Genomic DNA, 19,367 nt, shown 5'->3' on the forward strand with positions numbered 1-19,367 from the left:
CCGCCGCCGAGGCCAAGCCCGCCGAGGCGCCCGCCGCTCCCGCGCAGGCACAGGCACCGGCCGCCCCGGCACCGGCCGCGCCGACGCACGCCGAGCCCTCCGCGGCCCCGGCTCGCTCGGACGACCAGAGCTCCTACGTCACGCCCCTGGTCCGCAAGATGGCCTCCCAGCACGGCATCGACCTGGCCTCCGTCACCGGCACCGGTGTCGGTGGCCGCATCCGCAAGCAGGACATCCTCGACGCGGCTGCTGCCAAGGCTGCCCCGCCCGCCCCGGCTGCTGCAGCACCGGCCGCCGCTGCGGCACCGGCCGGCGGCGTACAGGCTGCTGCCCCGGCTGCCGGCGCGGCTCCCTCGGCGCTGCGTGGCACCACCGAGGACCTGTCGCGGCTGCGCAAGATCATCGCCGAGCGCATGGTCGGTTCGCTCCAGACGACCGCGCAGCTCACGCAGGTGATGGAGGTCGACGTGACCACCATCGCGCGGCTGCGCGAGAGCGTGAAGGCCGACTTCCTGGCCCGCGAGGGCGTGAAGCTGACCTACCTGCCGTTCTTCGCCAAGGCGGCGATCGACACGTTGAAGGAGCACCCCAAGCTCAACGCGGCGATCGACACCGACGCCGGCAAGGTCACCTACTACGACCGCGAGAACATCGCGTTCGCCGTGGACACCGAGAAGGGCCTGCTCACCCCGGTCGTCAAGGACGCCGGCGACCTGTCGATCGCCGGTCTGGCGAAGAAGATCGCCGACGTCGCCGAGCGCACCCGCACCAACAAGATCGGTCCCGATGAGCTGTCGGGCGGCACCTTCACGATCACCAACCTCGGCAGCTTCGGGGCCCTGTTCGACACCCCGATCATCAACACGCCGCAGGTCGCGATCCTCGGCCCGGGTGCCGTCGTGAAGCGTCCCGTCGTCATCGACGACCCCAACCTGGGCGAGACGATCGCGGTGCGGCACATGGTCTACCTCTCGCTGACCTACGACCACCGCCTCGTCGACGGCGCCGACGCCGGTCGCTTCCTGGCCGCGGTCAAGGCGCGCCTCGAGGGTGGAGCCTTCGAGGTCTGACCACCTCGACGAGACCCCGGTTGCCACGGCAGCCGGGGTCTCGTCGCGTCCGGGGGCGGGTGAAAACCAGACGCGCGATGTCGGTGCGGACGCGTAGCGTCGGGTCCGTGACGGGGACCTACATCGAGGCGAGCACCAAGCGGCCGACACAGCCGCCCAGACCGACCGACCGGGTGCCGGTCGACTGGCGCCGGGTCCGGCGCCCGCTCACGGTGCTCTGCTTCTCGATGTCGCTCACGGGCGCCATCGCCGCCTCGCTCGGCACGATGTTCGCCGGACGCCTGGCCGACGAGCCGACGTCGGCGCTGCTGACGCTCCTCGCGCTGTGCGTGGTGGGCGGAGCCCTGGTCGACACCGTGGCGAAGACCATCTGGGCGACCGTGGTGGACCGCGCGGAGGGCCGGCTCCGCTCAGACCTGCTCGACGCCGCCATGGCCCAGCCGCTCGCGGAGCTGTCCGAGCAGGCCGTCGGCGAGGTGCTCGACCGCATCGACGACGACACCTGGGAGGTCGGCCAGCTGATGCGCTGGGGCGTGTGGCAGGCCGCCCGCACCTTCCTGGCGTCCGGGCCACTGTGGGTGGTGGCCTCGCTGACCTGGTGGCCGGCAGCGTTCCTGTTCCCGCTGACCGCCTTCATGGCGTTCGCCGTCGTTCGCCGCCTGCTCCCCCAGGTCGCCCAGCGCAAGGTCCTCGAGGAGGCAGCCTGGACCGATCACGCTGCGTCCACCGAGGAGGGCGTGGCGGCCCGGGACGACCTGCGTACGTCGCTGGGCCAGGCCTTCGTCCTGCGGCGCAACGCGCAGCTGGCGGCCGTGGTCCACCGCACGCTCGACGCCGTGCTGCTGGTCGAGACCCGCATCACCAGGCGCAGCGGCGGCCTCCTGCACGGAGCCCTCGCGGCCGTGGGTGTCGTCGGGATCGCCCTCGTGCTGGCCGGGGACCTCTCCACGGCCCGGCTGGTCACCCTCTTCCTCGTCACCACCATGTTCGTGGGTGGTGTCGACATGCTGGCGCGTCACCTGCCCGACCTGCAGGAGGGCTTCGGCGCAGTGCTGCGACTGCGCTCGATGATGGACTCCCCCGCCGAGCCGACCGGCGGTCTGCCGCTGCCCGAGGGCCCGCTCGACGTCGAGTTCCGTGACCTCGACTTCAGCTACGGCACCGGCAACTTCTCGCTGCGCGACATCGACCTGCTCGTGCCCGCCGGCCACACCTGCGCCCTCGTGGGCCGCACCGGGTCCGGCAAGTCCACCCTCGCGTCACTGCTCTCACGCGCCGTCGAGCCGCCCCGCGGCACGGTCCTGCTGGGCGGCGTCGACGTCCGCGATCTCGACCTCCAGCAGCTGCGCGCCGCGGTCGGGGTCGTCACCCAGCGCACCGAGGTGCTCGCGGGCACGCTGGCGGAGAACATCACCCTCTTCGACCACGTCGCGCGCTCGACCATCGAGGCAGCGGTCGCCGAGCTGGGCCTCACCGACTGGGTGGCCGGGCTCCCCCAGGGGCTCGACACCGTGCTCGGTCCCGGCGGCACGAACCTCTCGGCCGGCGAGGAGCAGCTCGTCGCGTTCGCGCGGCTGCTGGTGCGCGACGTGAGCGTGGTCGTGCTCGACGAGGCCACGGCCCGGATGGACCCGGTGACGGAGGCCCGGGTCGTGCGGGCTGCCAACCGGCTGATCTCGGGACGCACGGGCATCCTGGTCGCCCATCGGCTCTCCACGACCGAGCGGGCCGAGCGGGTCGCCGTCCTGGAGTCCGGTCGGGTCGTCCAGCAGGGACCGCGCGCCCGGCTCGCCGCCGAGCCGGGCCCCTTCCGCACCCTGCTCGACGCGGCCGCGCACGAGGCCGTCATCGAGGAGCACCACCACGACGACTCGGCGATCGGGTCGGTCCGCCGCAGCACCACCCCTCCTCCGGCGCCGGTCCTGGCGCCGACGCCGAGCCTGGCCCGGCAGGTGCTCCACACGGTCAGCATCCAGCCGCAGTGGGGCCTGGTGGGAGCCTTCCTGTTCCTGGCCGCCTCCCTCACCGGGGCCTTCGGTGCCATCACGGGCTGGATCTGGGGCCACATCGTCACCGACCTCCAGGCCGGTGACCGACCCACCGCGCTCACCGCCTGCCTGGTCGTCTCGCTGGTGATCAGTCCGCTCCTGCTCTCGCAGGCATTCCGCACCTACCCCCACTGGTGGGTCGAGGTGCGGCTGCGGGTCCGCGCCGCCGTGCTCCACGGACAGACGGCGCAGCACCGGCTGCGCCGCACCCCACCGGGCGAGGTCGTCGCCCGCACCATGGACGCCGACCGGCTGGCGCGCTACACCGACCGCTGGGTCGACTTCGTCAACGGCCTCGTCGTCGCCGGCGTCACCGCGATCATCGCCGGCACCTGGCTGGCCGGCGCCGTCCTGATCACCGTGATGGTCGCCTCCGCACTGGCCTCCACGATGGGCCGTCGCGTCGCCGGCCGCTCGGCCGCGGCCGCCTCGACCTCGCGCGCCCGCTTCGGCCAGTCGCTCGTCTCCGCCCTGGAGTCGGTCCGCACGGTCAAGCTCGCCGCGGCCACGCCCCAGGTCCACGCCCACCTGCGGGAGGTCGACGGCGGTCGCGTCGACGCAGCGGTGAGCGAGCATCGCGTGCAGGCGCTGCTCGACGGCGTACCCGTCGTCATGGTGCAGTTCGGCGTCGTCGCGGCCTGGGCCGGGCTGCTCAGCGGCGAGTGGGGGCTCGCCACCGCACTGCTGGTCGCCAACGCCGTCAGCGGCTTCGACTGGTTCGGCCGGGTCGCCGGATCGGTCGTGACCGAGGCTCCCGGCGTCCGGGCCTGGATGACCGCGACCAGCGAGCTGGCCGGCGGCGGCGACCTGATGGACCTGCCGCCCGGCGTCGACCTCGTCCAAGGCACCGGCCCCACCCCCGACGAGCCGCGCCGCGACCCGCTGCGCACGCTCGCGCTGAGCAGCTTCTCGGCCGTGCACGACGACGGCACGCTCGGCGTCCAGGACGTCGACCTGACGATCTCCGCGGGCGAGCTGGTGCTGCTGCTCGGCCAGGTCGGATCCGGCAAGTCCAGCCTGCTGAGCGCGCTGGCCGGCCTGGTCAGCGTCACCGGTGAGGTCCGCTGGAACGACCGCCTCGTCGCCGACCCGCAGGCCGAGCTGCGTCCCGCACTCGTCGCCCATGTAGCCCAGGTCCCGCGGGTGCTGTCGGGCACGTTCAGCGGCAACGTCGGCCTCGACCACCCGGGCCGCTCGGTCATGCCGGCGCTGGAGGCTGCCCGGATGGGACGCGACGTCGCCGAGGCGGGCGGGGCCGACTCCCTCGTCGGCCACCGCGGCGTGCGTCTCTCGGGCGGCCAGGTCCAGCGGCTCGCGCTCGCGCGTGCGGTGGCCTGCGACGCCGACCTCCTGCTGGCGGACGACGTGAGCTCGGCACTCGACGCCACGACCGAGACCGAGCTCTGGTCGGCCCTGCGCGCGGGCGGTCGGACCGTCATCGGCGCGACCAGCAAGGCCGCCGCGCTCACCCAGGCCGACCGGGTCGTCGTCCTCGACGCCGGGCGCGTGGTGGATGCCGGGCCCTGGTCGGTCCTGTCGGCACGCTGGGGCCATCTGGCGGGCTGACGGCCCGCTTGCGGCGTCTGGTTGGCTGGGCGGCATGCGCGTCGTCATCGCCGGAGCATCTGGGTTTCTCGGCACCCACCTGACCGAGCACCTGCGCGTCGGCGGCCACGAGGTGACCCACCTCGTCCGCCGGGCCCCGGAGTCCGCCAAGCAGTCGCGCTGGGATCCCTATGCCGACGACCTCGACCAGTCGGTGATCGACCGCTCCGACGTCGTGGTCAACCTCGCCGGGGTCAACATCGCCGGCAACCCGCACTCCTCGAAGCGCGCCCACGCCGTGCTCGAGAGCCGGGTCGCGACCACCGACGTGCTCGCCCGCGCCATCGCGAAGTCCGAGCGCCCGCCGGCGTTCCTCGCCGGCAACGGCATCAGCTGGTACGGCGACCACGGTGCCGACGAGGTCACCGAGGAGTCCGACAGCCGCGGGGACAGCTTCCTCACCGGAGTAGCCCACGAGTGGCAGGCCGCGGCCGCTCCGGCCATCGAGGCCGGCGCTCGCGTGTGCGTGCTGCGGACCTCCCCGGTCCTGGACGGCAGCTCATCGCCCCTGCGTGAGCTCGCCCGCCTCTTCAAACTCGGGCTCGGCGCCCGTCTCGGCAACGGCGAGCAGCACTTCCCGATCATCTCGCTGCGCGACTGGGTCGGCGCCGCGTCCTACCTCGCCGAGTCCCGCGACGTCTCGGGCGAGTTCAACCTCTGCTGCCCACAGACGCCGACCAACGCCGAGTTCACCCGTGCACTCGCCGCAGCAGTGCACCGGCCTGCCTTCCTGGTCGCCCCGGCGCCGGTGATCAAGGTGGGCGCCGGGCGGATGGCGCCCGAGCTCCTGGGCTCGGTCAACGCCCGACCGGCTGCCCTCGAGCGCGCCGGCTACGACTTCCAGGACGTCGACGTGCGCGAGGTGCTGTCCGCCGCGCTGTCCTGATCGCGCACGGTCACCACCAGCCACTCACCGTCGACGCGCCGCAGCACGAGGGTGCGCGTGGTGGGCCGGTCGCGCGGCAGTGGCGTTCCGCCCGCCTCGCCGGTGACCACTCCCCCGGCCACCCGGTCGGTGATCCGCACCGTCAGCTCGTCTGCAGCCTCGTCGAGCACCTCCAGCGCCAGCACCTGGGTCGCGAGCCCGTCGACGCGCAGTCCGCGATCGACGTACGCCGCCAGCATCCGCGCGTCGGCACGGCCGGTCGACGAGCCTGCGACGTAGAGCTCGCGCAGCGCTGCGACGTCCCCGGCCGCCCAAGCGGCCGAACGGCGTGCGTCCCAGCCGGCGAGCACGTCGCGTGGGGTGCTGGCCCCGGCCGGCGGCGGTGAGGCCTCGGCCTGCGCGCCGGGCGGCGACGACCTCTGCGAGAACAGCGCCACTCCGGCCGTCGTGAGCACGGCCAGGGCGGTCAGGGCGAGGAGGTAGGGCAGCAGTCGTCGCGGGTCCACGGGTCCACCGTGCCCCAGATCGAGCCGAGGCGTCGTCCGTTGTCCACAGGCGTAGGCTCGCGGCATGCGTGAGCACCAGCTGGAGCACCGGATCGCCGGGCTCGGACCGGACGCCGTCGACTACCTCGCCGCCTGGGACCTCCAGCGCGAGGTGCACGCCGAGGTCGTCGCCGGCACCCGCGGTGACACGGTGCTGCTGCTCGAGCACCCGCCCGTATTCACCGCCGGCAAGCGCACCGAGCCCCACGAGCGCCCGCTCGACCCCGGCGGCGCGCAGGTCATCGACGTCGACCGCGGCGGCAAGATCACCTTCCACGGCCCCGGCCAGCTGGTCGGCTACCCGATCGTGGCGCTGCCCGACCACGTCAAGGTCGTCGACTACGTCCGCCGCGTCGAGGAGGCGCTGATCGCGGTCTGCACCGACGTCGGCGTCACCACCGCCCGCATCCCCGGTCGCAGCGGGGTGTGGATGCGCGCCGACGACCGCGGCCCCGAGCGCAAGATCGCGGCGATCGGCATCCGGGTCAGCCGCGGCGTGACCATGCACGGCTTCTCGCTCAACTGCGACGTCGACCTCGGGTGGTACGGCCGCTTCGTGCCCTGCGGGATCGCCGACGCGGGCGTCACCTCGCTGAGCGCCGAGCTCGGCCGCGACGTCCCGGTGACCGAGGTGCTGCCCGCCGTCCAGCACCACCTGTCGACCTACCTCGCCTGGGGCCCGTACGCCGCCACGCCCGACTACGACGCCAGGCCGGAGCCCGGCCGCGCTCCCCGGATCGAGCTGGTCACGCCAGGTCTCGTAAACCGCTGACGGGATCTTCCCCGCGCCGCTAGCGTTCGCCTGACTCGGCCCGGCACGGGCCACGGACACGTCGGGGGATGTGGCATGCGCGCACGCATCGGTGCCCTGCCGCCCGTCAGCAGGACGACAGCGGTGCTGATGCTCGCCGTACCCCTCGTCCTGTGGCTGTTCCTGGTCTGGGACACCCGTCCCTACTCCCCCGAGGAAATCGCGGCCGATCGAGCGGCCGCCGAGAGCGCCCCCGGCTTCGCCCGGACACTGGCGGAGTGCGAGGCGTCGGTCTATCCGAGGGACGTGTGGACGGGCAGTGGTTTCACCACCATCTCTCCCTCCACGAGTCATTGTCGGAGAGACGCGCTCGAGGCGCATTCGTCCCTCACCCGCGAACCACTGGGCACCGACGACCACCCGGGGACCGTCGTCGTGATCCTGTTGTCGATGCCCGCAGCCATGCTGCTCGTCGGGGTGAGGTGGCAGCCGGCACCCGGAGCGCGCGCGTTCCTGCGTCGCGCCGGCAAGGTCCTCCTGCTCGGGACAGTCGTCGCCTTCGTGGTGAACTCGACGTGGTGGTGGGCCCTGGGGTGGGTCGCAGAGCGCCGAGGGGTCCTGCACCTCAGCACCCCCATGCAGTTCATCAGCGGCCACGCCCTGCTGGTCGGGTTGACCGGGGTGGTCGGCCTCACCGCCGGAGTGCTGCTCCGCGGGCCGGTGCGGGCCGTCTCGACCCTGGCAACGGCAGCGGTGGCCATCGGTGTCGTCGTGCTGCTCGCGCACCCGATCGAACCGTGGCTGCCGCTGCTCAACATCGAGGCATTCCTGTCCGGCGGCGCGGAGTATGACCAGCCACCCCGCGAGGTCTCGTGTGCCAGCCTCTACGGCTCGAGCATCCCCGGCTCTGGCTCGCTCACGTGCACCGACCGCCGTGCGAACCACAGCTTCAGGTTCGCGGGGCTCTACTTCTTCGGCCTGACCGGGATTCTCGTCGCGGCAGCAGCCTTGGCCAACACCCGTCGGCGCGGCACGCCGCAGCCCGCCTGAGCCTCTGCCACAGTCACCGCAACACGAACGGGGGAACCGACATGAGCGACCTGGTGATCGAGACCAGTGGTCTGCGCAAGGAGTTCACGGGCAGGCGCGGCACCCGCGTCGCGGTGAACGACCTGGACCTCGCGGTCCCGCGCGGCGGGGTGCACGGCTTCCTCGGGCCCAACGGGTCGGGCAAGACGACGACGATCCGGATGCTGCTCGGACTTGCGCGACCGACGGCCGGGACGATGAGCCTGTTCGGCACCCCGGTCCCCCAACGGCTGCCCGAGGTGATCGGGCGTGTCGGCGCGGTGGTCGAGTCGCCCAAGTTCTCCCCCACGTTCTCCGCGCGGCAGAACCTCCGGCTCCTCGCCGGCTCGGTCGGTGTCGAGCGTGGCGTTGTCGACGACGCGCTGGTCCGGGTCGGTCTCGCCGACCGCGCCGACGACCGTTTCAAGTCCTACTCGCTGGGCATGAAGCAGCGCCTGGCGATCGCGGCGACGCTGCTCAAGTCGCCCGACCTCCTGATCCTGGACGAGCCGACCAACGGCCTCGACCCGGCCGGCATCCGAGAGATCCGCGAGCTCATCCGCGGCCTCGGGGAGGCTGGGGTGACCGTGCTGCTGAGTTCGCACATCCTGGCCGAGGTGCAGCAGGTCTGCACGAGCGCCACCATCATCGGCAACGGCCGGATGCTGGCCTCGGGCCTCGTCGAGGACCTGCTCGGCAGCACGTCCTACCGGCTCCGCGTGGGTGATCCCGCCGCGGCTGCGACCGCACTGGAGAGGGCCGGGATGACAGTCCGCACGGACGTCGACTCGCTCGACGTCATCACCGACGAACCCGCGGACCGGATCACCCGAGTCCTGGCCGACGCCGGGCTCTATCTCTCCGAGCTCACCCCGGTCCGGGCCGACCTGGAGACGATCTTCCTCGAGCTCACCGCCGACGACCGGATGGGCGTCACGCCGATGACGGAGGAGGTCCGATGATGCGCCTGCTGTCCGTCGAGCTGACCCGGCTGCGCTGGCGCCGGGCCATCGTCGTCCTGCTGGTCGCGTGCATCGCCGTACCCCTCATCATGCTGGCGGGCTTTGCCTGGAGCACCCGCCCGTTCAGCGAGGCCGACATCGCCGAGGCGAAGCAGCTGGCTGCCCAGGAGGCACAGCAGCCCTACATCGCGGAGGAGATCGCCCGGTGCGAGCAGGACCCGGAGAACTACACCGGGCCCGGCGCGACTGCGGCCGACTGCACGGAGGCGTTGACGCCGACCTACCAGAACTACCTGTATCGCCAGGAGTTCACCCTCACCTCGCTGCGCACGGACGTCGGCGCCGCGGCCATCATCATCATGACCGGGCTGATGATGCTGGTCGGCACCACGTTCGTCGGCCACGACTGGAACACCGGCTCGATGAGCAACCAGCTGCTGTTCGAACCACGTCGGCTGCGGGTGTGGTGGGCCAAGGGCCTCGCCGTGATGCTCGTGGGCGCCGTGGTCGGCGCTGCCGTGCTCGCGACCTTCTGGGCCGGAGCATCACTCGTCGCGGCCAGCCGGGACGTCCGGGTGGAGCCCGGCCTCTGGAGCACCATCGTGGAGACCCAGGCCCGCGGCGTCGTCGCCATCGCCCTCGGCGGCCTGCTGGGCCTTGCGCTCACCATGTTGTTCCGCAGCACCGTGGCGACGCTGTCGCTGATGTTCGGGATCTCGATCGCGGGGTCACTGCTGATCATGACCGTGCTCGGCGAGGAGGGCACCCGATGGCTGCTGCCCACCAACTTCCTGGCCTTCGTCCTCGGTGGCTTCACCTACTACGACGGTTCCGCGTGCTCGTTCTCCCCCGACGGGATGACCAGCGGCGACTGCGAGAGGCACGTGTCCGCGATGGACGGCGGGGTCGTGCTGGCGGTGATCGTGGTGGTCGCCGTGCTCCTCTCGGTGTGGTCGATGCGACGCCGCGATGTGCCCTGAGCGAACTCAGACCCACTCGAATTGGGTGCTCCTTACCCCCGGCGTAGAGTGACGAACGTGACTGCTCCGGTACCCGAAGGCCGCAAGCTCCTCCGCCTGGAGATCCGCAACTCCGAGACGCCGATCGAGCGCAAGCCGGAGTGGATCAAGACCCGAGCGAAGATGGGGCCGGAATACACCGCCCTGCACAGCCTGGTGAAGTCCGAGGGCCTGCACACGGTCTGCCAGTCGGCCGGCTGCCCCAACATCTTCGAGTGCTGGGAGGACAAGGAAGCCACCTTCCTCATCGGTGGCGACCAGTGCACTCGGCGCTGCGACTTCTGCCAGATCGACACCGGCAAGCCGCAGCCGCTGGACCGCGACGAGCCGCGCCGCGTGGCGGAGTCCGTGCAGAAGATGGAGCTCAAGTACGCCACCATCACCGGCGTCGCCCGCGACGACCTGCCCGACGGTGGTGCCTGGCTGTACGCCGAGACGGTCCGCGCGATCCACGAGCTCAACCCCGGCACCGGCGTCGAGAACCTGATCCCCGACTTCAACGGCGAGCCCCACCTGCTGCGCGAGGTCTTCGAGTCGCGCCCCGAGGTGCTGGCCCACAACGTCGAGACCGTGCCACGGATCTTCAAGCGGATCCGCCCGGCCTTCCGCTACGAGCGCTCCCTCGACGTGATCACCCAGGCCCGCGACTTCGGCCTGGTCACCAAGTCCAACCTCATCCTCGGCATGGGCGAGACCCGTGAGGAGGTCAGCCAGGCGCTGCGCGACCTGCACGACGCCGGCTGCGAGCTGATCACCATCACCCAATACCTCCGCCCCTCGCTGCGTCATCACCCGGTGGAGCGCTGGGTGAAGCCCGAGGAGTTCGTGGAGCTCAAGGACGAGGCCGACCAGATCGGTTTCTCCGGCGCGCTGTCCGGACCGCTGGTCCGTTCGTCCTACCGGGCCGGTCGGTTGTACCGTCAGGCCATGGACGCGCGCGACTCCGTCACCGCGGCCGTCTGATCCGTCTCGTCGTCCAGTAAAGGCACCGCATGTCGACCCCCGCCACCCCGCCCACCAAGCGGAGCCAGCAGCTCATCCAGACCTACCGGATGGCGAAGAACACCGACCGCCGCATCGGGCTCTACACCTTCGGCGCGTTCGTGCTCGGCGCCCTGGTCGGGTTCGCCGTCATCTACCTGCTGCCCGGCGACGGCCTGCTGTCGCTGATCCTCTCGATCGTCGGCGCGCTGCTGTTCGGCCTGCTGGCCGCCATCATCATCTTCGGCCGTCGTGCCCAGGCCGCCGCGTTCAAGCAGATGGAGGGCCGGCCCGGTGCGGCCGCCTCCGCGCTGCAGATGCTGCGTCGCGGCTGGAAGACCGACCCGGTCGTCGGCTTCAACAAGCAGCAGGACATCGTCCACCGGGTCGTCGGCCCGCCCGGCATCGTGCTGGTCGGCGAGGGCAACCCGGCTCGCCTCAAGACGCTGCTGGCCACCGAGCGTCGCAAGCACGAGCGCGTGCTTCCCGAGACCCCGATCCACGAGGTCGTCTGCGGCAACGGCGAGGGCGAGGTGCCGCTGCCCAAGCTGGTGCGCCACGTCTCCAAGCTCGGCCGCAACGTGAAGCCCGCCGAGATCACCGACATCCTGGCTCGCCTCCGGGCGATCGATGCGGTGCGCGGCACCGTCCCGATGCCCAAGGGCCCGATGCCCACCAGCATGAAGGGCATGCGCGGTCAGCAGCGCGGCCGCTGACCGACGCACCCCCTCACGCTCAGCAGGTGTAGGCCGCCGCTGCCCCGATCCAGGTGTCGAGCATCTGGAACGGCACCGTGGAGCCGGCTCCGAAGTACTCCAGCCCCTTGCCGTCGGCGCCGTTGTTGCTCGGGATCCTCTCCTCGCCCTTCGGGTCGCCGATCGTCATCTTGCCGAAGAGCTTGAGACCCACCGGCAGGTCGGCCGCGCGCAACGCGGCGTAGCCGGCCTCGGCCGCCTCGGGACAGGCCGCCTCGAAGCCGGCGATGTCCGGGTCAGCCGCGGCGTCCTGCGCGGACAGCACGAACCAGTTGTCGGACACAGGCCCGTTGAGCGAATACATCGGGACGAAGCAGTGGTGCGCCGACGCACTGCCCGCACCGAGCGCGATCGCAGCGGTGGTGCCGACGGCGATCATGGCGGCGCGACGGATGCTGGTCATGTTCATGTGGTTTCCCCTCGTCACGGGCTCCCGTGTGGAGACCGGCCAACGAGTTCACCAGCGATGTCGCCGGCGAGCATCGCCAGCATTGGGGACTTTGCGCTCAGCCCCGCAGGTCGGCCAGTCGCACGGTCTTCGACCTCGCGGCCATGTCGTGCAGCCCCCGCCCGTCCGGTCGAAAGACCAGCGGCGGGATGACCAGGGCGATCAGCACGCTGCGCACCAGCGCCGGGATCAGCTCCAGCGGTCGGTTCGTGGCGTCGTTACGGACGACGCGCAGCCGGGTCACCAGCTTGCCGAACGACCCGCCCAGCAGGGCTGTGAAGAACGCCGACTCGACGACGAAGATCCCCGTGGCATAGAAGCCGGCGAAGCGGTCCTCGCTCCACCCGGCCGGGCCGAGCACGAGCATCACGACGAGCGTGCACGCGGCCCAGTCGACGAGCAGTGCCCCGAACCGGTGTGCCCATGAGGCGGTGTCGATCACCCGGCAACTCTAGGAGACGGGCTTGGCCCGCCGGGGCACGGCCACCTCGACGGGACTTCCCCACTCGCTGAAGCCGATCTGCGCGGACGCCTCCGGCTCGTCCGGCACCTCGTAGGCCAGCCGGACCGGGAGCGAGTCGTCATCGACGTACAGGTCCATGGTGACGCTCTCGGGGAGGTCCATCGCGCGATACATCGAGCTCTCGCCGAGCCCGTCGAACCATTCCTGGCTGTCGACCGTGAGCGTGTAGTGGTCGGTCTCCTGTCCGTCGACCTCCTCGGTTCCCTCGTCGCTCACGGCGGAGACGGCCGACTCGAGTGCGGCCAGGTCGCCGGGCACGTCAATGGCCAGCAGCGTCGGGACGGGACCGGCGTCGAAGCCGCTCTCGGGATCGGTGAGCCGCGGGTCGTCGACCTCGAGGAAGGTCCATTGGTGGCCCACGAGCTCGCCACCGAGGTAGACCCGGCTGCCGACGCGACGTACGTCCAGCTGCTGCGCCGGGTCGCCACCCGTGAGCGCGCGGAACGCGCGCTCGTCGCCGGCCCAGCTCGTGTCGACGGTGATGTCCTCGGGCGACTGCTTGGTCCCGAGCGTCAGCCGCACCGAGTCCTGGCTCTCCACCGCGTCGGTCATCTCGGCGACGACGTCCGCGTTGTCGTACGCCGCTGTGCCGTCGTCGGAGGTCCCTCCCCCGCTGCAGGCGGCGGTCGTGAGGGCGAAGGACGTCGCAAGGGCGGCGGTGAGCAACCGACGCCCCGGGAGGGCTGTGCAAGACATGACGGGAACCGTATCCCGGCCGTGGGCAGGCCTCGAGCCGCAGATGTCCGGATCGTTAACACGGCTGTAACAACCGGGCACCTGCTTGAAACGACAGCCACCTAGCGTGCAGGAAACGATCGGGGCGACACCGGGTCGCCGATGCTAGGAGCAAGAATGACTGCGAACATCCACCGTTTGGCTGCCATCAAGGACGTCCAGGCCTACGAAGCCCCCGCAACCTTCTTCGACATCGCCGAGGAGACCGGTTCGGTCTTCGGCGAGAACGTCTTCAGCCTCTCCGTGATGAAGAAGCGTCTTCCCAAGTCCGTCTTCAAGTCCGTCGCCGCGACCATCCAGAAGGGCGACGCCCTCGACCCGGCCGTGGCCGACGTCGTCGCCTCCGCCATGAAGGACTGGGCGATGGAGAAGGGCGTGACCCACTACGCCCACGTCTTCTACCCGCTGACCGGCCTCACCGCCGAGAAGCACGACTCCTTCATGGAGCCGGTCGGCGACGGCACCGCGATCTGGGAGTTCCAGGGCAAGACCCTGATCCAGGGCGAGCCGGACGCGTCGTCGTTCCCCAACGGTGGCATCCGCGCCACGTTCGAGGCCCGCGGCTACACCGGCTGGGACGTCCAGTCCCCCGCCTACATCCTCGAGAACCCCAACGGCAACACCCTGTGCATCCCCACGATCTTCGTGTCGATGACCGGTGAGGCGCTGGACCACAAGACCCCGCTGCTCCGCTCGCAGAAGGCGATGGCCGACCAGGCCACCCGTGTCCTGGAGCTCTTCGGCCACAAGGACGTCGACAACGTCGTGTCCTTCTGCGGTCCCGAGCAGGAGTACTTCCTGGTCGACTCCTCCTTCGTCAACCTGCGCCCCGACCTGCTCAACGCCGGCCGCACGCTGTTCGGCGCCAAGCCGCCGAAGGGCCAGGAGTTCGACGACCACTACTTCGGCGCCATCCCGGACCGCGTCCTGGCGTTCATGCACGACACCGAGCGCGCGCTGTTCAAGCTCGGCATCCCGGCCAAGACCCGCCACAACGAGGTCGCCCCCGGCCAGTTCGAGATCGCTCCGGTCTTCGAGCGCTCCAACATCGCCTCCGACCACCAGCAGATGCTGATGTCGATCTTCCGCTCGGTCGCCAAGCAGCACGGCATGGAGTGCCTCTTCCACGAGAAGCCGTTCGCCGGCGTCAACGGCTCGGGCAAGCACGTCAACTTCTCCTTCGGCAACAACACCCAGGGCAACCTGCTGCTCCCCGGTGAGAACCCGCACGACAACGCGCAGTTCCTGGTCTTCTGCGCGGCCATCATCCGCGCGGTCCACCTGCACGGCGGCCTGCTGCGCCTGTCGGTCGCGTCGGCCGGCAACGACCACCGCCTGGGTGCCAACGAGGCCCCGCCGGCGATCATCTCGATCTTCCTCGGCGACCAGCTCGCCGACGTGTTCGACCAGATCGCCAAGGGTGGCGCGACGTCGTCGAAGCAGAAGGGCATCCTCAACGTCGGCGTGGACACGCTGCCCGACCTGACCAAGGACGCCGGCGACCGCAACCGCACCTCGCCGTTCGCCTTCACCGGCAACCGCTTCGAGTTCCGCGCCGCGGGCTCCAACCAGACCGTCGCCGCCCCGATGGTCATCATCAACACGATCATGGCCGAGGCGCTGGAGTTCTGCGCCAACGAGCTCGAGGCCGCTGTCGCCGACGGGACCGACTTCAACGCCGCCGTCCAGCACCTGCTCGCCAAGATCGTCGAGAACCACGGCGCGGTCATCTTCAACGGCAACGGCTACTCCGAGGAGTGGCACGCCGAGGCCGAGACGCGTGGCCTGAAGAACCTGCGCACCACGGTCGACTCGCTGCCCGAGTACCTCATCCCCGAGTCGCGTGAGCTGTTCTCCAAGTACGGCGTCTTCAACGAGGCCGAGCTGGAGTCCCGCTTCGAGGTCGGTGTCGAGCAGTACGTCATGACGCTGGTCGTCGAGGCCAACCTCACCGCCGAGATCGCGCAGACCACGATCCTGCCGGCCGCGATCCGTTTCCAGACCGAGCTCGCGCAGAACGTCAGCGCCCTCAAGGCCGCCGGTGTCGAGGCCGACAACGCCGACCTGCTCGCCGTCTCCGCCCTGGTCGCCGACCTGCGCGCCGGCCTGGCCGGGCTCAAGGTCGCCGTCGCCGGCGCCCACGAGCACGCGGGGATCGCCGAGGCGACCTACCTGCGTGACTCGGTCATCCCGGCCATGGCTGCCGTCCGGGCCGCGGCCGACGCCCTCGAGGACGTCGTCGCTGACGACCTGTGGGCGCTGCCGACCTACCAGGAGATGCTCTACATCCTCTGATCCACCGAGCACCGACGAGGGCCGATGCACCACGCGAGTGGTGTGTCGGCCTTCGTCGTTCGCGGGTCATCTCGGCACTCGGGAACCCCGCCGGTGTGACGCGGAGCACCAACCGCACTGTTGTAAGTTGCCTGAGGCACGAGCGCAGCGTCGCGTCACCGTGCGCCCCACTCGATCCCAAGCCGCCCGGTGGCGTGCCAAGGAGGACGAATGTTCACCAACAGCGAAGAGCTGCTGAAGTACATCAAGGACGAGCGCGTCGAGATGGTCGACGTCCGCTTCTGTGACCTGCCCGGAGTGATGCAGCACTTCACCGTGCCCGTGTCCTCGTTCGACCAGTCCGTCTTCGACGACGGCCTCGGCTTCGACGGTTCCTCGATCCGCGGCTTCCAGGCCATCCACGAGTCCGACATGCAGCTCTACCCGGACCCGACCACGGCCTACATCGACCCCTTCCGCGTCGCCAAGACGCTGGTCGTCAACTTCTTCATCCACGACCCGATCACCGGTGAGGCCTACTCGCGCGACCCGCGCAACATCGCCAAGAAGGCGATGGCCTACCTCGCCAGCACCGGCATCGGCGACAAGGCGTTCTTCGCTCCCGAGGCCGAGTTCTACGTCTTCGACAGCGTGCGGTTCGAGACCTCGGCCAACGCCGGTTACTACCACATCGACTCCGAGGCGGGAGCCTGGAACTCCGGCGTCGCCGGCACCGCCGAGAGCCCCAACCGCGGCTACAAGGTGAAGTACAAGGGCGGCTACTTCCCCGTGGCGCCGTACGACCACTTCGGCGAGCTGCGCGACGAGATGGTCATCGAGCTGGAGAAGTCCGGCCTGCTGGTCGAGCGTGCGCACCACGAGGTCGGCACCGCCGGCCAGGCCGAGATCAACTACAAGTTCGACGAGCTGCTCAAGGCCGCCGACGACGTCATGAAGTTCAAGTACATCGTCAAGAACGTCGCCTGGCGCAACAACAAGACCGCGACCTTCATGCCGAAGCCGATCTTCGGTGACAACGGCTCCGGCATGCACGTCCACCAGTCGATCTGGAACGAGGGCGAGCCCCTCTTCTACGACGAGACGGGGTACGGCGGCCTGTCGGACATGGCACGCCACTACATCGGCGGCATCTTGAAGCACGCGCCGTCGCTGCTCGCCTTCACCAACCCGACGGTGAACTCCTACCACCGCCTGGTCCCCGGCTTCGAGGCCCCGATCTCGCTGGTCTACTCCCAGCGCAACCGCTCGGCCTGCGTGCGCATCCCGATCACGGGCGCCAACCCGAAGGCCAAGCGCATCGAGTTCCGATGCCCCGACCCGTCGGCCAACCCCTACCTCGCCTTCTCGGCGCTGCTGCTGGCCGGCATCGACGGCATCCAGAACAAGATCGAGCCCCCCGCGCCGATCGACAAGGACATCTACGAGCTGCCGCCGGACGAGATGGCCGACATCGACCAGGTGCCCACCTCGCTCAACGCGGTGCTGGACAACCTGGAGCGCGACCACGAGTTCCTCACGGTCGGCAACGTCTTCACCCCCGACCTGATCGAGACGTGGATCGACTACAAGCGCACCCAGGAGATCCTGCCCGTGCAGCTGCGCCCGCACCCGCACGAGTTCGAGCTCTATTACGACATATAGTCACTTGTGCACATAGTGCTCGAACTCACCGTTCGAGACCGAGGGCCCCGGCTTTGCCCGGGGCCCTCGCTGCATCTTGGGTTCGACGTGAGCAAACCGAGCTTCACAGTCGCCTGCACACCCCCAACCTGACCCGACCTGACCCATGGTTTCGTTTCCCGATCCGCTGGCGAGTCGAAAGCCTGACCGCAAGGGTCCGACAGTGCCTTGTCCATGACCTCCTCGAGATTTTCGTGCCCGCGGGATCGCACTGGTCCGGTCGGGAAGCAGGTCAAGCAGACCTCCCACGAACTGGCATCAGCACCAGCTGTCTGCCATGAGTGGCTCAAGCAGGACAGCCTCGAACGCGTCCGGTCTCGTGGTGAGCTTGTTCGCGGGCCGGACAGCTGGGCACCTGTGAGATCGGCAGCCATCGGTGGAGGACTGGTCTCAGGATTTCCTGGCGCGTTCTTCGTAGGCTTCGCGCGCCGAGGGGTCGACTCCGGCCAGGAACATCTGTTCTCCGCCCAGACGCCGAGCCAGGCCCTCGGCCATGGAGCGGGGCATGAAGCGTTGCGCCGCCAGCACTTGGCCCATGACCCTGGTGACGTAGGTACGCGCGCGTGGTCTCTCGAGAAGCCCGGCAACCGCGTTCGCGATCTCCTCGGGCTCCGCATTGCGGAATCCCCGTGGCCCGGTGGTGCCGGCAACCAGTTCGGTGTTGGTGAACGTGGGCAGCACCAACGAGACACTGACCCCGCTGGTGCGATGCTCGAGACGGACCGCTTCGGTGAATGCGATCACTGCTGCCTTGGTGGCGCAGTAGGTCGCCGCTCCAGGGACGAATGCCTCGCCGGCCATCGAGGCGACGTTGACGATGTGTCCACTTCCGCGAGGGAGCATCGAGGCGAGGGCGATCTTGGTGCCGGTGATGACGCCGTGGAGGTTGATGTCGACCATGCGGTGGGCCACCTCCTCGGGCTCCTCAAGGGTCGGCCCGACGGGCATGATGCCGGCGTTGTTGATGAGCGCGTGGGGTGTGCCGAGCCGCTCGGAGACCATCGAGTAGAACGCACTGAACGACTCGATATCCGTTACGTCGAGGCGGCCCGTGACCTCGAGCCCGAGCGCGTCTGCCGCTGCGAGCAGGCGCGTCTCGTCGATGTCGCCGATGGCAACCCGAGCGCCACGCTCGATGAGCGTGCGCGCGGTCGCGTAGCCGATGCCTCGTGCGCCGCCGGTGATGACGACGACTTGGTCGCGAAGTGAGCTGGAGGTCATGAAGTCCCAATCTGCGCCCATGGGTGTGGGCGTCTCGTTGGAGTGGAGGGCGAACGACAACTACCGGTCACGGGTCAGCTTGTCCGCTCTCAACGGGCGCGACCAAGGGCGGGGAGTTGCTGGCACCCTGTCTGAAGTGGGCTCCGTCCACGCGCAGGAACAGCGCCGATGCGAAGGCCACTGAACCTCCCGAGGTGTCGCTCATCTCGGCCTCGACGAAGAGCTTGCGCCCTTCCGCGCCAACGATTCTGGCAACCAACTCGTAGGCCACTCCCAGGAGCACAGGCGAGTCGTAGCGCACTTCGAGCTGCCGGGTGACCGCGGGGGGCCCGGTGAGGTAGAGGAGAAAGCCGAACAGATCGTCGAGAACCGTAGCCACGGCACCGCCGTGCGCGATCCCGGGAGCACCTACGTGGCGCTGGTCGAACGCATGGACCGCATGGACCTCCTCGCCGCGGCGGTGCACCACCAGGTGATGTCCATGAGGATTGTCCGGGCCACACGCGAGACAGTGGTCGTGGTGCGGCGGAAGATGAGCGCCGTCTTCATGTGGCTTGAACTTGTCCAGCCAGGTCGCCAGGATTTCATCGACGCTCGTCACGACCGCGCCCCCGGTTCGCCTGCGGCGTTCAGCGACTCCGACGCGTGCTGCAGGGCTGCGACCAGGTTCCTCTCGTGGTCAGGAAGGGTCGCCGCGGCGCGGGCGACTCGGGCTGCTCTGGCATTCAGTGACTCGTCAGCGACAGCCGCGCGTGCCAGCGCCTGCCACGCGGCC

17 protein-coding genes are annotated in these 19,367 nt (G+C 70.0%); 11 read left to right on the forward strand and 6 right to left on the reverse strand.

Features of this window, described 5'->3' with window-relative positions; all coding sequences use genetic code 11:
- The 3 genes from sucB to CF8_RS12370 all read left to right on the forward strand — a co-directional run.
- Positions 1–1,070: 2-oxoglutarate dehydrogenase, E2 component, dihydrolipoamide succinyltransferase (gene sucB, locus CF8_RS12360; RefSeq protein ID WP_084622864.1), on the forward strand; the 1,070-nt coding region annotated here is incomplete at its 5' end.
- 107 nt (positions 1,071–1,177) lie between these two features.
- Positions 1,178–4,684 (forward strand): ATP-binding cassette domain-containing protein, encoded by a 3,507-nt coding sequence (locus CF8_RS12365; protein ID WP_036490901.1) that lies wholly within the window; start codon positions 1,178–1,180, stop codon positions 4,682–4,684.
- Between the two features lie 34 nt (positions 4,685–4,718).
- Positions 4,719–5,609, forward strand: a complete 891-nt coding sequence (locus tag CF8_RS12370; RefSeq protein WP_010833451.1) for a TIGR01777 family oxidoreductase — start codon at positions 4,719–4,721, stop codon at positions 5,607–5,609.
- On the opposite strand, the gene CF8_RS12375 is transcribed toward CF8_RS12370, so the two are convergent.
- On the reverse strand, positions 5,555–6,115 hold the full coding sequence (locus CF8_RS12375; protein WP_036490903.1) for a hypothetical protein: 561 nt from the start codon (positions 6,113–6,115) through the stop codon (positions 5,555–5,557). The two genes, CF8_RS12370 and CF8_RS12375, sit on opposite strands and share 55 nt — an antisense overlap.
- Positions 6,116–6,179: 64 nt before the next feature.
- Here CF8_RS12375 and lipB point away from each other — a divergent pair, with 64 nt between their 5' ends.
- The 6 genes from lipB (at position 6,180) to CF8_RS12405 (ending at position 11,651) form a co-directional block, all read left to right on the forward strand.
- A complete protein-coding gene (gene lipB, locus CF8_RS12380) occupies positions 6,180–6,926 on the forward strand; it encodes a lipoyl(octanoyl) transferase LipB (RefSeq protein WP_010833453.1) in 747 nt (248 codons plus the stop codon).
- Between the two features lie 75 nt (positions 6,927–7,001).
- Positions 7,002–7,955 carry a hypothetical protein gene (locus CF8_RS12385; RefSeq protein ID WP_010833454.1) on the forward strand — a complete coding sequence of 318 codons (954 nt, stop codon included), beginning with the start codon at positions 7,002–7,004 and terminating at the stop codon, positions 7,953–7,955.
- Between the two features lie 41 nt (positions 7,956–7,996).
- A complete protein-coding gene (locus CF8_RS12390) occupies positions 7,997–8,935 on the forward strand; it encodes an ABC transporter ATP-binding protein (protein WP_010833455.1) in 939 nt (312 codons plus the stop codon).
- Positions 8,932–9,915: an ABC transporter permease gene (locus CF8_RS12395; protein ID WP_010833456.1), complete on the forward strand. Its 984-nt coding sequence runs from the start codon at positions 8,932–8,934 to the stop codon at positions 9,913–9,915. Before CF8_RS12390 ends, CF8_RS12395 begins: the two co-directional genes overlap by 4 nt.
- A gap of 57 nt (positions 9,916–9,972) precedes the next feature.
- Positions 9,973–10,917, forward strand: coding sequence for a lipoyl synthase (lipA, locus tag CF8_RS12400; RefSeq protein WP_036493036.1), 945 nt, complete (start codon positions 9,973–9,975; stop codon positions 10,915–10,917).
- A gap of 29 nt (positions 10,918–10,946) precedes the next feature.
- The gene (locus CF8_RS12405; protein WP_010833458.1) at positions 10,947–11,651 is read left to right on the forward strand and encodes a DUF4191 domain-containing protein; all 705 of its coding nucleotides are present in this window, start codon (positions 10,947–10,949) and stop codon (positions 11,649–11,651) included.
- 19 nt (positions 11,652–11,670) lie between these two features.
- On the opposite strand, the gene CF8_RS12410 is transcribed toward CF8_RS12405, so the two are convergent.
- From CF8_RS12410 to CF8_RS12420, 3 genes are all read right to left on the reverse strand, one after another.
- Positions 11,671–12,099, reverse strand: coding sequence for a hypothetical protein (locus CF8_RS12410; protein WP_010833459.1), 429 nt, complete (start codon positions 12,097–12,099; stop codon positions 11,671–11,673).
- Between the two features lie 97 nt (positions 12,100–12,196).
- On the reverse strand, positions 12,197–12,580 hold the full coding sequence (locus CF8_RS12415) for an RDD family protein (protein ID WP_010833460.1): 384 nt from the start codon (positions 12,578–12,580) through the stop codon (positions 12,197–12,199).
- A gap of 9 nt (positions 12,581–12,589) precedes the next feature.
- Positions 12,590–13,357, reverse strand: a complete 768-nt coding sequence (locus CF8_RS12420; RefSeq protein ID WP_156887216.1) for a hypothetical protein — start codon at positions 13,355–13,357, stop codon at positions 12,590–12,592.
- Positions 13,358–13,513: 156 nt separating this feature from the next.
- On the opposite strand from CF8_RS12420, the gene CF8_RS12425 reads away from it, so the two are divergent.
- Together CF8_RS12425 and glnA are read left to right on the forward strand one after the other, a co-directional pair.
- Entirely contained in the window at positions 13,514–15,691 is a 2,178-nt protein-coding gene (locus CF8_RS12425) for a glutamine synthetase III family protein (RefSeq protein ID WP_010833462.1), read from the forward strand.
- Positions 15,692–15,901: 210 nt separating this feature from the next.
- Positions 15,902–17,332: a type I glutamate--ammonia ligase gene (gene glnA, locus CF8_RS12430; protein WP_010833463.1), complete on the forward strand. Its 1,431-nt coding sequence runs from the start codon at positions 15,902–15,904 to the stop codon at positions 17,330–17,332.
- A gap of 429 nt (positions 17,333–17,761) precedes the next feature.
- Here the strand turns inward: glnA and CF8_RS12435 are convergent, their stop codons facing one another.
- Entirely contained in the window at positions 17,762–18,652 is an 891-nt protein-coding gene (locus tag CF8_RS12435; protein ID WP_232211502.1) for an SDR family oxidoreductase, read from the reverse strand.
- Positions 18,653–18,659: 7 nt separating this feature from the next.
- On the reverse strand, positions 18,660–19,193 hold the full coding sequence (locus tag CF8_RS12440) for a PaaI family thioesterase (protein ID WP_010833466.1): 534 nt from the start codon (positions 19,191–19,193) through the stop codon (positions 18,660–18,662).
- Between the last annotated feature and the right edge of the window lie 174 nt (positions 19,194–19,367).

It is taken from the genome of Nocardioides sp. CF8, assembly GCF_000389985.1.
GTDB classification, from domain to species: domain Bacteria; phylum Actinomycetota; class Actinomycetes; order Propionibacteriales; family Nocardioidaceae; genus Nocardioides; species Nocardioides allogilvus.